Origin of the sequence: Xanthobacter aminoxidans (genome assembly GCF_043193615.1) — a bacterium.
GTDB lineage: Bacteria > Pseudomonadota > Alphaproteobacteria > Rhizobiales > Xanthobacteraceae > Xanthobacter > Xanthobacter aminoxidans.
In genome coordinates this window covers 1,293,947-1,307,603 of record NZ_JBAFUS010000002.1, presented here as the reverse complement: position 1 = coordinate 1,307,603, position 13,657 = coordinate 1,293,947, and the positions used below count along the sequence as shown (strand labels likewise).

Sequence of the window (13,657 nt, the reverse complement as noted above, 5' to 3'; positions counted from 1 at the left end):
AAGGTGTGTGATCGCCCGGCGTGCCCGCAGCGTGCTTTCCCGATGATCGGCAGACCTATTGCCGTGGACGAGACTCTGAGCGTGTTCACGCCCTATGCCGCTGGCTAGGATATGATCGCACGTGGTCTAGGATTTAAGCGTGACAGCAATCTAAATCGCCCAAATCTGCCGCGTTCCACGGGCATGGAGCCCCCCAAGGCTCAAATTTCTTTCGTAACAGCGAAGTTGTTGTCTCGTGCAAGCTTTTGTCGAGGTTTTACATGGGTCAGCCCGGCAGAATGACGACGGAAAATGAGGGTGCACATGTGTTGGTTCGCCTCACATGGAATGATCTCCCACCCATCGATCGAGACCGCCGCATCAGGGCATCGGAAGGCCTCGCGAGGCTTATGGCGCGAAAGCTCGACGGCGGTGATTATGCGGTTGGCGAAGGATGGATGTCGTTCAGGGTTCCCGATCCCGGAGAGCGCCGGCTTGAGGCGTTTACCAAGCGGATGGAGACTCGTATCGGCGAGATACTGTTCGCCCCGCTTACCCCGAAAGCCGTTGACAGGGCTCTTGGCATCACTCCCAGAGAGCGCATTCGTTGGTACAAGGATGGGCGCCTTCCCACCTGCGGCCGGGAAAAAACCGACCATGGCGACCGCACAATTCAGTTCCCTATGTTTCCATTTGCAAATATCGCCAGCATCCAGGCGAACCCCCAGCCGAGACCGATGTCCACACAGCATTCGATCACCATTTTCCGATATAAAGATGTCCTTATATGCCGTTGACGCACTGGCGTTTGGCGCGTACGTAGACGGCGTCGTGGTTCTCTGGGCCGTTTGTGGCACCGGAGCTAAGAGGGAAGCCGGTTTAATGCCGGCGCTGCCCCCGCAACTGTAAGCGGCGAGCTGACGTCCATTCATGTCACTGGGAGCAATCCTGGGAAGACGGACGACCGGCCGAGACCCGTGAGCCAGGAGACCTGCCCCGACAACATACGTACTCGGGCGGGGTGTCCTGGTGGTGCGCTTGGGTCTCGGTTGGCTCGCGCCCACCGCGCCCTGTCGCGGCTGCCATGGCCTTCGCCCATTCAACGGAAGGGTTGAAGAGCCGTGACGACGATCACCACACCACCCCCCGCCATTCCCGTGGCCACGCTCGGGACTCCCCGCATCGGTCCACGCCGGGAGCTGAAGGCTGCGCTTGAAAGCTATTGGGCCGGGAAGACCGGCGACGCGGAGCTGCTGGACATCTCCGCTGCCCTGCGGGCCGCGAACTGGGCCCGCCAGAAGGCGCGCGGCGTGACCGTGATCCCGTCCAACGACTTCTCCCTCTACGATCAGGTGTTGGACACCAGCGTGATGGTCGGCGCCATTCCGGAAGTCTATGGCTGGCGCGGTGGAAAAGTCCCGCTCTCGGTCCATTTCGCCATGGCCCGGGGCGCTGATGGCGCGGCGTCCGAGGCCTCCTGTGGCCATTCCCATCACGGGGACGGAAGTGCAGGGCAGGGGGCGCCGGCGCAGGAAATGACGAAGTGGTTCGACACCAATTATCATTACATGGTGCCGGAATTCGCTCCGAACCAGACCTTTCAGCTCGCCAGCCTGAAGGCGGTGGACGAGTATCGCGAGGCCAAAGCCCTCGGCTATGAAACCCGGCCGGTGCTGCTCGGGCCTGTCACCTTCCTGAAGCTCGGCAAGAGCAAGGAGGCGGGCTTCGATCCCCTGAGCCTCCTCGGCAACATCCTGCCGGTCTATGTGGATGTGCTCCGCCGCCTGTCCGCCAACGGCGCCGAGTGGGTGCAGATCGACGAGCCCTGTCTCGTGCTCGATCTCGACAATGCTGCGCGTGACGCCCTGCGGCGTGCCTATGCCTCCATCGCGCACGCTCTGCCCAAACTCAAGATCATGCTCGCCACCTATTTCGGCGCGCTCGGCGACAATCTCGATGCGACCCTGTCCCTTCCGGTCGCCGGACTCCATGTGGACCTGGTTCGTGCGCCGGAACAGCTTGAGGCGGTGGTGGAGAAAGCCCGTCCGGGCCTCGTGCTGTCGCTTGGGGCGATCGATGGTCGCAACATCTGGCGTGCCAACCTGTCCGCGCTCGCGGAGCGTCTGAAGGCAGTGGTCGCCCGGCGCGGCACCGATCATGTGCAGCTTGCTCCCTCATGCTCGCTTCTCCACGTACCGGTGGATCTCGATCAGGAGACCGATCTCGATCCGGACCTGAAGTCCTGGCTCGCCTTCTCGCTGCAGAAAATGGACGAGCTTGCCGTGCTCTCGGCCGCGCTTTCGGGCGACAGCGCGCGGGTGAAGGACGCGCTGGATGCCTCCGCTGCGGCAGCTGAAGCGCGTCGGACGTCGCCCAAGGTGCACAACGCGGCAGTCGCGGCGCGAACCGGCGCGGTCACGGCCGCCATGGCCCGCCGCACGAGCCCGTTCAGCACGCGTGCCGAACTCCAGCACAAGCGCTTCGGCCTTCCCGCCTTTCCCACCACGACCATCGGCTCATTTCCGCAGACTGCCGAAGTGCGCCAGGCCCGTTCAGCTCATGCCAAGGGTGCGCTCAGCGATGACGCTTACACCCAATTCCTGCGCGAGGAGACCGCGCGTGCGGTGCGCTGGCAGGAGGACATCGGCCTCGACGTGCTGGTCCACGGCGAGTTCGAACGTAACGACATGGTTCAGTATTTCGGCGAGCAGCTCTCCGGTTTCGCCTTCACCAAGCACGGCTGGGTCCAGAGCTACGGCTCGCGCTATGTACGGCCGCCCATCCTGTTCGGCGACGTCGCCCGCCCGGCGCCCATGACCGTGGAGTGGTGGCGCTACGCCCAGTCGCTGACGCAGAAGCCGCTCAAGGGGATGCTCACCGGGCCGGTCACCATCCTCAACTGGTCGTTTGTGCGCGATGACCTTCCGCGCAGCGCTGCATGCCGGCAGATCGCCCTCGCCATCCGCGACGAGGTGGAAGATCTGGAGCAGGCGGGCGCCGCCATGATCCAGATCGACGAGGCGGCCCTGCGCGAGGGACTGCCGCTGCGCCGGAGCCAGTGGGGTGAATATCTCCGGTGGGCGGTGGAGTGCTTCCGTCTGTGCTCGTCCGGCGTCGGCGACCAGACGCAGATCCACACCCACATGTGCTATTCCGAGTTCAACGACATTATCGATGCTATCGGTGCCATGGACGCGGACGTCATCTCCATCGAGACCTCGCGCTCGAAGATGGAGCTGCTCGATGCTTTCCGCAGCTACAAGTACCCGAACGAGATCGGGCCCGGCGTCTACGACATCCATTCCCCCCGCGTGCCCGCCGTCTCCGAAATGACGGATCTGCTGTCCCGTGCCCGCCAGCGGCTGGATGACAGCCAGATCTGGATCAATCCCGATTGCGGCCTGAAGACACGCAAGTGGGAGGAGGTGAAGCCAGCGCTCGTCAACATGGTCGCCGCCGCGCGGGCTATCAGGTCAGCCACGAACTGATCCGAAGCAGGCAGGCGCGGGCGGACAGCCTGCGCCCGCCATGAAGGCGCCGGCCTGCCCACGGGTTGGAGCGCGCGTGGCGTCACCGGCTCGCTGTCTCTCGTGGGCGCGCTCCACGGATTTTCACAGCCCGCATCGTTCAAATCCGCCAGCCGGGCGGCGGAGCATACCTAAAGGGTCCGTGCTCTGCAGCAGGTGAGCGTTCGAAAGGGTAGTCAGGATTTGCAGGGGTTTCGTCCGGGCTGCTGCTGCCTGATCTCGCGTTGCAGACACTCAGGGCAAAGGCAATCCCCTTCGGCCTGCCTGACCTCCAGTTTTGGCAGATCCTGGCACCAGCACCATGAATCGGAAACCGAGGACGCCGATCCGCACGTGAATTCAGCGCCGCATCTTTCGCAGAGCAGCCGACGGATCGGAACGACAACAGGCACGGCATCGCCTCGCGCTTGATCGCGGATCGGCGTCCCAGCGCTGACAGCCTCTTGAAACTGGGACCGGTGTAACCCGCAGACGATCATATTGCTTCCCATTCTGGAAGATGGAAGCTCTATCTCTGAACGTGGTCAGGCCGATGGGCCGGGCGCTGTGCGGCTTCTGCCTGAACGCCCCGGATGCACCGCCGCCCAGCTGCGGACGGCGGTACGAAACCGTTCAGGGTGCGGGGTTTCCGTGCAGTTGGTGCAGGGCGTCGATGCGGTCTTCGATCTCCGGCGTCAGGGTCACGTCGAGCGCGCCGAGATCTTCCTCCAGCTGCGCGAGGGTGGTGGCGCCGATGATGTTGGAGGTCACGAACGGCCGGCTGGTGACGAAGGCGAGGGCGAGCTGGGCGGGCGTCAGGCCCAGCTCGCGGGCGAGGGCCACGTAGGCGCGCACCGCCTCTTCCGTGCCGGGCTTCTCGTAACGCTGGGTGCGGTTGAACAGCGTTTTGCGGGCACCGGCGGGCAAGGCGCCGTCGAGATATTTGCCGGTCAGAAAGCCCTGCGCCAGCGGCGAATAGGCGAGCAGGCCCACGTCCTCGCGCTGGTGGAATTCGGCAAGGCCGGTCTCATAGGTGCGGTTCACGAGGTTGTAGGCGTTCTGCACCGAGGCGACGCGCGGGCCGATGCCCTTTTCCGCTGCGGCGAGGAAGGCGGATAGGCCCCAGGCGGTCTCGTTGGAGAGGCCGATATGGCGCACCTTCCCGGCCTTCACCAAGGCATCGAGGGCGGCCAGCGTCTCCTCCACCGCCACCTCCGGTCCGTCGCCGCCGCCGCGCGCGCGGGTGGTGGCGCGCTGGCCGAACAGGGGCACGGCGCGGTCGGGCCAGTGGAGCTGGTAGAGGTCGATGTAATCGGTGCCGAGGCGCTTCAGCGAGCCCTCGATGGCTTCGTTGATGTTCTTCGCATCGAGCCGCGTGGTGCTGCCATCGGCGCGGAAATAGGTGGCGTCCGAGCGGCCCACCACCTTGGTGGCGATCACCACCTTGTCGCGGCCGCCGCGCGCATTCAGCCAGGAGCCGATGATGCGCTCGGTGGCGCCCTGTGTCTCGGCCTTGGGCGGGATGGGATAAAGCTCGGCGGCGTCGATGAGATTGATGCCGCGGTCGCGGGCGATGTCGAGCTGGGCGTGGCCCTCGGCCTCGGTGTTCTGCTCGCCGAACGTCATGGTGCCGAGCGCGATGGACGACACCGTGATGCCGGTGCGCCCGAGGGGGCGATAATCAAGCATGGGGAAATGGAAATCCACAGGAGGGAACGGCGCGGAGGGTGGCTGCGCGGGCTGGCCACGTCAATGCGGGAACGGGACGCCGTGGCGCTCGGCGATCAGCTCCAGGATGCGGCGGATGTCGGTGACGAAACGGTAGGTGCCATAGGCCTGCGCATCCGCCGGGAGGGGCGCCGCGTCGCCGAGGATGAGGACGGGCAGGCCCTGATTGTCCGGCCCGAGCAGCGCCACCACCTCGGCCCGCGGCCGCAGGAAGGAGACGCGCTTCACGGTGATGCGGCTGGCGAGGCCCGGATTGCTCGCAAGCACCCCCTCGATCTGGTTGCAGTCGGGGCAAAAGTAGCGCCGGCCGGGCTTCTGCGGATCAGTGAAGCCGGGGGCGAGGAGGATGAGGAAGTCGCGGCTCATGGGGTGGGGCGTCCGGTGGCAGGGAAAACCTGGGCTGATGAAAAAGGCGGGCCCACGCGGGTGAGGCGCAGGCCCGGAAGGCGGGGAGGAAGGGAAAAAGGGCGTCAGGCGGTGCCGGCGGTGAAGGCCTCCAGCGGCTCGCCGTCTATGATGGCGGAGGGGCGCCCATCCACGCCCACCGGCACGTCGCCCTTGAGCGTGATGCGGTAGAGCTGGCGGTCGAAGTCGAGCGTATAGATGTCGCGCGGGGCGAGGTGCGCGGTGGCGCGGTTGTCCCAGAAGGCGATGGAGCCCGGCCGCCAGCGGAAGCGCACGGTGAATTCCGGTCGGGTGATGTGCTCGAACAGCAGGTCCAGCAACTGCTGGCTCTCGCGCGGGGTGAGGCCGGTGACGCTCTTGAGGAAGGAGGGGCTGACGAACAGCACCCGCTCGCCGGTCTCGGGGATGACGCGCACCAGCGGGTGCTCGCTCACCAGCGGACGGCGGCGGTTCTTCTCCTTGAAGTCGGCGGTGCCGGCCTGCCCCTCGGGCGGGGCGAAGGCGTGGATGCCGCGCAGGGTATCGACGAAGCCGCGCAAAGTGGGCGACAGCGCCTCATAGGCGACGGCGAGGTTGGTCCAGAAGGTGTCGCCGCCATAGGGCGGGATGGTGACGCCGCGCAGGATGGAGGCGGCGGGCGGGTTCACCGCGGCGGTCACGTCCGTATGCCAGCCGGTCCACGGGCGGATCAGTGGCTCGCCGGTGTGGCGCGTCGCGAAACGGTCGCGGCCGACGGAATAGACCTGCGGATAGCCTTCTACGAAGCCGAACACGGGATGGCCGATGGTGGGCGCGCCGAAGGCCGAGGCCAGCGCCACATGCTCGGCATGGCTCAGCGGCTGGTCGCGGAAGAACACCACCTTCCACTTCAGCAGCGCGGCGCGGATTTCGTCCACCACCTCCGGCGACAGCGGGCGGGACAGGTCCGGCGCCTCGATCTCCGCGCCGATGTGGCCGGTGAGCGGATGCACGGCGATGTGGCGCGGCGGCAGGTCGACGAAACCGCCTTCGCTGGAGGAGATGGGCGCGGCGCTCGGCATCGATTTTCCTTTCCTGACAGGCGTTTGACGCGGGCGGTGGCCATACGCACCGGCGCGCCGGATGGTCCCCGACGCGGGCGGCTCGACCATAATCTATCTTTTTCATCGATTTTATCAAAAAATAATTGACGCCCCGGAGCCGGGCCATATCGTTGGGTCTCGCGATGCCCCCATCGCGCTTCCCGCAGCCAAGGAGACCCGGCATGGCCCCGCCGCCCGCAGACGCATTCCCGTTCCTCGCCCCGCCTCCGCGTCGGGCGGTTCTGAAGGGGCTTCTGGCGGCGGCGTGCGTGATCGCGGCGTCGGCCGGGACGCCGTCATTCGCTGCGGAGACGGAGGCCGCGCCCCAGCCGGTGCGCGGCGGCGTGCTGCGCTTTCTGGTGGAGCACGAACCCTCGACGCTGGTGACCATCGCCCACACCGCCGGGCCCACCCAGCGCGTCTCGCCCAAGGTGACGGAGGGCCTCCTCACCTACGATCTCGACTTCAACCCCAAGCCCGCGCTGGCGACGGAGTGGAGCGTGAGCCCGGACGGGCTGACCTACATTTTCAAGCTGCGCGAGGGCGTGAAGTGGCACGACGGGCGGGACTTCACCGCCGATGACGTCGCCTATTCCATCCAGGTCCTGAAGGAAGGCCATCCGCGCGGCCGCGCCACCTTCGCCTCGGTGACGGCGGTGGAGACGCCTGATCCCCACACCGCCATCATCCGCCTGTCGAAGCCGGCGCCTTATCTCCTCACCGCGCTTGATGCCAACGAATCGCCCATCGTGGCGAAGCACATCTACGAGGGGACCGATCCGCTCACCAACAAGAACGGCGCGGCGCCCATCGGCACGGGCCCGTTCATCTTCAAGGAATGGGTGCGCGGCAGCCACATCATCCTGGAGCGCAATCCAGATTACTGGGACAAGGGCAAGCCGTATCTGGACCGCATCGTGGTGCGCTTCATCGCCGACCAGAGCGCGCGCTCGGCGGCATTCGAGGCGGGTGAGCTCGATCTCGCCGGCGGCCCGCCCGTGCCCTATGCGGACCTCGCCCGCGTCTCGGCCCTGCCGGGGCTCGGCGCCGAGACGCGCGGCTATGAATATGCCGGGCGGATGACCCAGCTCTATTTCAACTTCGAGCGGCCCATCCTTCAGGACAAGCGGGTACGCCTCGCCATAGCCCACGCCATCGATCAGCAGAAGTTGCTGGATGTGGTCTATTACGGCTATGGCGCGGTGGCGCCCTCGGTCATCAGCCCCAAGCTGAAGGCCTTCTACGACCCCGCGCTCGAACCCTACGGCTTTGATCTCAAGGCTGCGAACCGCCTGCTGGACGAGGCCGGCTATCCCCGCAAGACGGACGGCACACGCTTCGCGCTGAAGCTCTATGCCAACCCCTTCAACACTCAGGCGGCGGGCGATTTCGTGAAGCAGGCGCTGGCGAAGGTCGGCATCGCCGTAGACTTCCAGTTCTTCGATTTTTCCACCTACGTCCAGAAGGCGTATACCGGCCGAGACTTCGATCTCACGCTCGAATCCTTGCAGAACCTGTTCGACCCCACCCTCGGCGTGCAGCGCACCCTGTGGTCGAAGAATTTCCGCGTGGGCCTGCCCTTCTCCAACGCCTCCCACTACGCCAACCCGGAAGTGGACCGGCTGCTGGAGGCGGCGGCCGTCGAGCCGGACCCGGCGAAGCGCCGCCAGTTGTGGCTCGATTTCCAGAAGGTGGTTTACGCGGACGTCGCCGCCCTCGGCCTCATCGCCGTCGATGGCGTTACCATCTTCAACCGAAAGGTGAAGAACCACACCATCGGCGTCACCGGCGTCGATGCCTCCTTCGCCGACGTGTGGATCGAGAAATGACCATGCGCCGTTTGCCCCGCATCCTGAAAGCCGTGCGGCGCACCGCGCTGCAGGCGGTGCCGACCGTCATCGGCATCCTCATCCTCAACTTCTTCCTGTTGCGGCTGACGCCGGGCGATGCGGCCGACGCATTGGCCGGCGAAGCGGGCGCGGCGACGGTGGAAACACTCGCCGCGCTGAAATCCAAGTTCGGGCTGGATCTGCCGGTGGCGAAACAGCTCGGCGGGTATCTCTGGAACCTCGCCCATTTCAGCCTCGGCGTCTCGCCGCGCTACAACCAGCCGGTGGCGGAGCTGATCGGCGCGCGGCTGCCCAACACACTGAGCCTGATGGGCCTCGCCCTCGTGTTCGCGCTCCTCATCGGCATCACGCTCGGGGCGCTCATGGCGACGTTCGCCGGGCGGCCCACGGACCGGGTGCTGAGCGTCCTCGCGCTGCTGTTCTATTCCATCCCGAGCTTCTGGATCGGGCTGATGCTCATCGTCCTGTTCTCGGTGAAGCTCGGCTGGCTGCCCACCGGCGGGGCCGAGACCATCGGCGCGAACTTCACCGGCTGGGAGGCGGTGCTGGACCGGGCGCGCTACCAGATCCTGCCGGCGCTCTCCCTCGCCCTCTTCTACGTGGCCATCTACGCCCGCCTCACCCGCGACGACATGATCGAGGTGCGCACGCAGGACCATGTGCGCACCGCCCGTGCCAAGGGCCTTTCCCCCTTCGCCGTCACCCGCGACCACGTGCTGCGCAACGCGCTCATTCCTGTCACCACCATGGCCGGCATCCACCTCGCCGGGCTTATGGGCGGGGCGGTGGTGGTGGAAACGGTGTTCAGCTGGCCCGGCCTCGGCCGCCTCGCCTACGAGGCGGTGATGGGGCGGGACTTCCATGTCCTGCTCGGCATCCTGCTCCTGTCGTCGCTGCTGGTGGTGGCGGTGAACGCGGCCATCGACATCCTGCAGGCGTGGCTCGATCCGCGCATCGAGGTGCGCTGATGCACGGCACCGGCACCCTCCCCAGCGGCGGCCTCGCCGCAAACCCCCGCGCATCCGACGCCGAGGACCGTGCGGCGGCCGCGGCGCTGGGCGCCGAGCGCGCTCAAGCCGCGCAGCCTGAGCCGGATTTCTGGCCCAACGTCCATGCGCCGGATGCCGCGCGCACCGTGACGGCGGACGTGGCGCGGCTGGCGCCCGTGGGCCGGCGCCATGCGCTCCTCGTCTTCCTCTCCAATCCCACGGCGGTGGCGGGTCTCCTCATCCTCGCCGTCGTGGTGGGGGCGGCGCTGGCTGCCCCCGTGCTCTTCCCCGACGATCCGCTGGAGATGGCGGGGCGGCCCTTGCAGTGGCCGGGCCAGAACCCGCGCTTTCCGCTGGGCACCGACGCGCTGGGACGCGACGTGCTGGCCGGGCTCGTCCACGGCGCCCGCGTGAGCCTGCTGGTGGGCGCCTCGGCGACACTGGCGGGGCTCCTCGCCGGCATTCTGGTGGGCGCCACGGCGGGCTATTTCGGCGGCGTGGTGGACGATGTGCTCTCCAAGCTCATCGAGATTTTCCAGACGGTGCCGGGCTTCATCCTGCTCATCGTGCTGGTGGCCATCGCGCAACCCTCGGTGCCGGCCATCGCGCTCGCCATCGCGGCGGTGTCGTGGCCGCAGGTGGCGCGCCTCGTGCGGGCGCAGTTCCGCGCCATCAAGGAGAAGGATTTCGTCGCCGCCGCGCGGGCGCTGGGCTTCGGGCATGGGCGCATCATCTTCCGCGAGATCCTGCCCAACGCGCTGCCGCCGGTCATCGTGCTCGCCTCGGTCACCGTCGCCACCGCCATCCTCATGGAGAGCGCGCTCTCCTTCATGGGGCTGGGCGATCCCAACGTGGTGAGCTGGGGCTCCATGATCGGCACCGGCCGCGATCTCCTGCTCACCGCCTGGTTCCTCAGCGCCATCCCCGGCGTCGCCATCGTGCTCACCGTGCTGTCGCTGAACCTGATCGGCGACGGCCTCAACGAGGCGCTCAATCCGCGCCGCGGCGGGGAGGGGTGAATGGCGCCGCTCATTGACGTGCGCGACCTCTCCATCGCCTTCCCGCGCGCCACCCCGGTGCGCGGTCTCTCCCTCAAGGTCGCGGCAGGGGAGACCGTCGCGCTGGTGGGGGAGAGCGGATCGGGCAAGTCGCTCACCGCACTCGCCTTGATGCGTCTGCTGCCGGACGCGGCGCGCATCGCCTCCGGCGAAATCCTGTTCCGGGGCCGCGAGGGCGCCGTGACCGACCTCGCCCGGCTGGACGATCGCGCCCTGCGCCGGGTGCGCGGGCGGGACATCGCCATGGTGTTTCAGGAGCCCATGACCTCGCTGAACCCGGTGCTCTCTGTGGGCCAGCAGGTAGCCGAGGTGGTGCGCCTGCACGAAGGGCTCTCCCGCCGCGCCGCCTTTGCCCGCGCGGTGGAACTGCTCGACCTCGTGCGCATCCCTGAGCCCGCACGGCGCGCGGGGGACTATCCCCACGAACTCTCCGGCGGCATGCGCCAGAGGGTGATGATCGCCATCGCGGTCGCCTGCGCCCCGCGCCTGCTGATTGCCGACGAGCCCACCACGGCGCTGGACGTGACCATTCAGGCGCAGGTGCTGGACCTGCTCGACGCCCTGCGCCGCGACCTCTCCATGGGCCTCCTGCTCATCACCCACGACCTCGGCGTGGTGGCCGAATGGGCCGACCGGGTGGCGGTGATGTATGCCGGCCGCAAGGTGGAGGACGCGCCGTTCGAGACCCTGTTCGGCGCGCCGCTCCACCCCTACACGCGCGGCCTGCTCGCCGCCTCGCCCCGGCTTGATGCCGGCCAGCACTATTCGGCCGGCGCGCTCGCGGAGATCGCCGGCTCCATCGCTTCGGCGGCGGGGGAGGAGGGCTGCGCCTTCGCCCCGCGCTGCCCGAACGCGCGGGCACTGTGCCGCGCCGCCGAGCCGGCCCTCGATGCGGTCGCGCCCGGCCATCTCGTCGCCTGCCCCGTCACCACGGCGGAAGCGCAAAGGGAGGCGCGCCATGCCCTTGCTGTCGGTTGAAAACCTGCACGCCGGCTATGAGTCCGGCGGCCGCCTGCTACGCGCGGTGGATGGCGTGTCCTTCGCCGTGGCGCCGGGGGAGACGGTGGGCCTCGTGGGCGAGAGCGGCTGCGGCAAGTCCTCCCTCGCCAAGGTCATCATGCGCCTCGTGTCCCCCGCCTCGGGGCGGGTGGTGTTCGACGGGGTGGACGTGGGCGGCCTCGAAGGCGCGCCGCTGAAGGCCTATCGCCGGCAGGCGCAGATCGTGTTTCAGGACCCGTTCGCCTCACTCAATCCGCGCCAGTCCATCGCCGACATCCTCACCGCGCCGCTGGCGGTGCACGGCCTCGTGCCGCGCCGCGAGCGGCTGGCTGCGGCGGGGGATGCGCTGGAGCGGGTGGGCCTCCCGCGCGAGGCGTTGTCGCGCTATCCGCACGAATTCTCCGGCGGCCAGCGTCAGCGCCTCGGCATCGCCCGTGCGCTCATCCTTTCCCCGCGCCTCGTCATCTGCGACGAGCCGGTGTCGGCCCTCGATCTCTCCATCCAGGCGCAGATCCTGAACCTCTTGGCGCGGCTGAAGGCGGAGCTGGGGCTCTCCTATCTCTTCATCTCCCATGATCTCTCAGTGGTGCGCTATTTCGCCGACCGGGTGCTGGTGATGTATCTCGGCCGCATCGTGGAGACGGGCTCCTGGCAGTCCATCTTCGCCCGCCCGCTCCACCCCTACACCCGCGCGCTGATCGAGGCCGTGCCGACGCCCGGACGGCGGCGCCATGCCGCCCCGCTCTCCGGCGATTTGCCGAGCGCGCGCAATGTGCCCACCGGCTGCCGCTTCCATCCGCGCTGCCCGCTGGCGACGCCCCTCTGCACCCAATCCGACCCCGCGCTGCGCCCCCTCGGGGCCGGCCGCGCCGTCGCCTGCCATCACGCGCCTGAAGACGCGCTTCACTGAGGATTTCGCCCATGACCGCCCATGTGACCGCGCACGCCTTTCCGAAAGCCCCCGTGACGCCGCCGGAGTATCGCTATCTCGGCAAGAGCGGCCTGAAGGTGCCGAAGCTGGCGCTGGGCACCATGATGTTCGGCGGACCCACCGACGAAGCCACGTCCCACCGCATCATCCACAAGGCGAAGGAGCAGGGCTTCTTCTTCCTCGATACGGCGGATGCCTATCAGAACGGCCACACCGAGGAGATCGTCGGCCGCGCGGTGAAGGGCGATCGGGATGCCTATGTGCTCGCCACCAAGTTCGCCAATCCCGGCGGCACGGGGCCGAACCGGCAGGGCATCTCGCGCAAGTGGATCATCGAGGCGGCGGAGGCGAGCCTGAGACGGCTCGGCACCGACTACATCGACATCCTCTATTTCCACCGCGCCATCTTCGACGCGCCGCTCGGCGAGGCGGTGCGGGCGGTGGCTGACCTCGTGAAGGCGGGGAAGGTGCGCTATTTCGGCGTCTCCAATTTCCGCGGCTGGCGCATCGCCGAGGTGGCCCATCTCGCCGACCAGTTCGGTATCGACCGGCCCGTCGCCAGCCAGCCCCTCTACAACATCGTGGACCGAACGGCGGAGGTGGAGCAGCTTCCTGCCGCCCACCATTACGGCCTCGGCGTCGTCACCTATTCGCCGCTGGCGCGCGGCGTGCTCACCGGCAAATACGCGCCCGGCGCGGCTCCGGCGGCGGATAGTCGGGCAGGGCGGGGCGACCGGCGCATTCTGGAGACCGAGTGGCGGGCGGAATCCATCGACATCGCAGAGGCCATCGCCCGCCATGCGGCCGAGGCCGGCATTCCGGCGGCGACCTTTGCGCTGTCCTGGGTGCTGAACAACAGCCTCGTCACCTCGGCCATTGCCGGGCCGCGCACGGAAGCCCAGTGGGACGATTACGTCGCCGCCCTCGACTACGGCTTCACCGCCGCCGACGAGGCGCTGGTGGCCTCCCTCGTGCCGGACGGTCACGTCTCCACGAAATTCTACACCGACCCCAGCCACCCCGTGGAAGGCCGCGTGCCCCGCACCGGCGGCGGCGATGCGGCGGCGCGGGTGCAGGAGCGCGCGCAAGAACGCGTGGCTTCGCGCGTCGCCGCCCGCGTCGGCTGAACCAACCGAATGTTCTGCCCCTTC

The 13,657-nt window shown here is 67.8% G+C and carries 13 protein-coding genes and 1 riboswitch; of the genes, 9 read left to right on the top strand and 4 right to left on the bottom strand.

Going from position 1 to position 13,657, the window contains the following annotated elements:
- Nucleotides 1-3 precede the first annotated feature (3 nt).
- The 3 genes from V5F74_RS15130 to metE all read left to right on the top strand — a co-directional run bounded on the left by V5F74_RS15130 (nt 4) and on the right by metE (nt 3,467).
- Nucleotides 4-108, top strand: a complete 105-nt coding sequence (locus tag V5F74_RS15130; protein WP_245279400.1) for a short-chain fatty acyl-CoA regulator family protein — start codon at nt 4-6, stop codon at nt 106-108.
- A gap of 152 nt (nt 109-260) precedes the next feature.
- Complete coding sequence (locus V5F74_RS15125) at nt 261-776, top strand: hypothetical protein (protein WP_156026398.1); 516 nt, start codon at nt 261-263, stop codon at nt 774-776.
- An 18-nt stretch (nt 777-794) separates the two neighbouring features.
- Nucleotides 795-992, top strand: a riboswitch (cobalamin riboswitch).
- 117 nt (nt 993-1,109) lie between these two features.
- A complete protein-coding gene (gene metE / locus V5F74_RS15120) occupies nt 1,110-3,467 on the top strand; it encodes a 5-methyltetrahydropteroyltriglutamate--homocysteine S-methyltransferase (RefSeq protein ID WP_394008939.1) in 2,358 nt (785 codons plus the stop codon).
- Between the two features lie 215 nt (nt 3,468-3,682).
- On the opposite strand, the gene V5F74_RS15115 is transcribed toward metE, so the two are convergent.
- The 4 genes from V5F74_RS15115 to V5F74_RS15100 all read right to left on the bottom strand — a co-directional run bounded on the left by V5F74_RS15115 (nt 3,683) and on the right by V5F74_RS15100 (nt 6,658).
- A complete protein-coding gene (locus V5F74_RS15115) occupies nt 3,683-3,985 on the bottom strand; it encodes a cysteine-rich CWC family protein (RefSeq protein WP_156026399.1) in 303 nt (100 codons plus the stop codon).
- A 133-nt stretch (nt 3,986-4,118) separates the two neighbouring features.
- Complete coding sequence (locus tag V5F74_RS15110; RefSeq protein WP_029558500.1) at nt 4,119-5,174, bottom strand: aldo/keto reductase; 1,056 nt, start codon at nt 5,172-5,174, stop codon at nt 4,119-4,121.
- Nucleotides 5,175-5,234: 60 nt separating this feature from the next.
- Nucleotides 5,235-5,579 carry a DUF3088 domain-containing protein gene (locus V5F74_RS15105; RefSeq protein WP_029558501.1) on the bottom strand — a complete coding sequence of 115 codons (345 nt, stop codon included), beginning with the start codon at nt 5,577-5,579 and terminating at the stop codon, nt 5,235-5,237.
- 104 nt (nt 5,580-5,683) lie between these two features.
- Complete coding sequence (locus V5F74_RS15100; RefSeq protein ID WP_394008876.1) at nt 5,684-6,658, bottom strand: TauD/TfdA dioxygenase family protein; 975 nt, start codon at nt 6,656-6,658, stop codon at nt 5,684-5,686.
- 203 nt (nt 6,659-6,861) lie between these two features.
- Here V5F74_RS15100 and V5F74_RS15095 point away from each other — a divergent pair, with 203 nt between their 5' ends.
- Genes V5F74_RS15095 through V5F74_RS15070 form a run of 6 tightly spaced genes read left to right on the top strand, consistent with a single transcriptional unit; the run spans nt 6,862 to nt 13,633 of the window.
- A complete protein-coding gene (locus V5F74_RS15095; RefSeq protein ID WP_394008874.1) occupies nt 6,862-8,508 on the top strand; it encodes an ABC transporter substrate-binding protein in 1,647 nt (548 codons plus the stop codon).
- 2 nt (nt 8,509-8,510) lie between these two features.
- Nucleotides 8,511-9,497, top strand: coding sequence for an ABC transporter permease (locus V5F74_RS15090; protein ID WP_394008937.1), 987 nt, complete (start codon nt 8,511-8,513; stop codon nt 9,495-9,497).
- The gene (locus V5F74_RS15085; protein WP_394008872.1) at nt 9,497-10,537 is read left to right on the top strand and encodes an ABC transporter permease; all 1,041 of its coding nucleotides are present in this window, start codon (nt 9,497-9,499) and stop codon (nt 10,535-10,537) included. Before V5F74_RS15090 ends, V5F74_RS15085 begins: the two co-directional genes overlap by 1 nt.
- On the top strand, nt 10,538-11,554 hold the full coding sequence (locus tag V5F74_RS15080; protein WP_394008870.1) for an ABC transporter ATP-binding protein: 1,017 nt from the start codon (nt 10,538-10,540) through the stop codon (nt 11,552-11,554).
- Nucleotides 11,535-12,485, top strand: coding sequence for an ABC transporter ATP-binding protein (locus V5F74_RS15075; protein WP_394008868.1), 951 nt, complete (start codon nt 11,535-11,537; stop codon nt 12,483-12,485). The genes V5F74_RS15080 and V5F74_RS15075 overlap by 20 nt, the downstream gene beginning before the upstream one ends.
- An 11-nt stretch (nt 12,486-12,496) precedes the next feature.
- The gene (locus tag V5F74_RS15070) at nt 12,497-13,633 is read left to right on the top strand and encodes an aldo/keto reductase (protein ID WP_394008866.1); all 1,137 of its coding nucleotides are present in this window, start codon (nt 12,497-12,499) and stop codon (nt 13,631-13,633) included.
- The last annotated feature ends 24 nt before the right edge of the window (nt 13,634-13,657 follow it).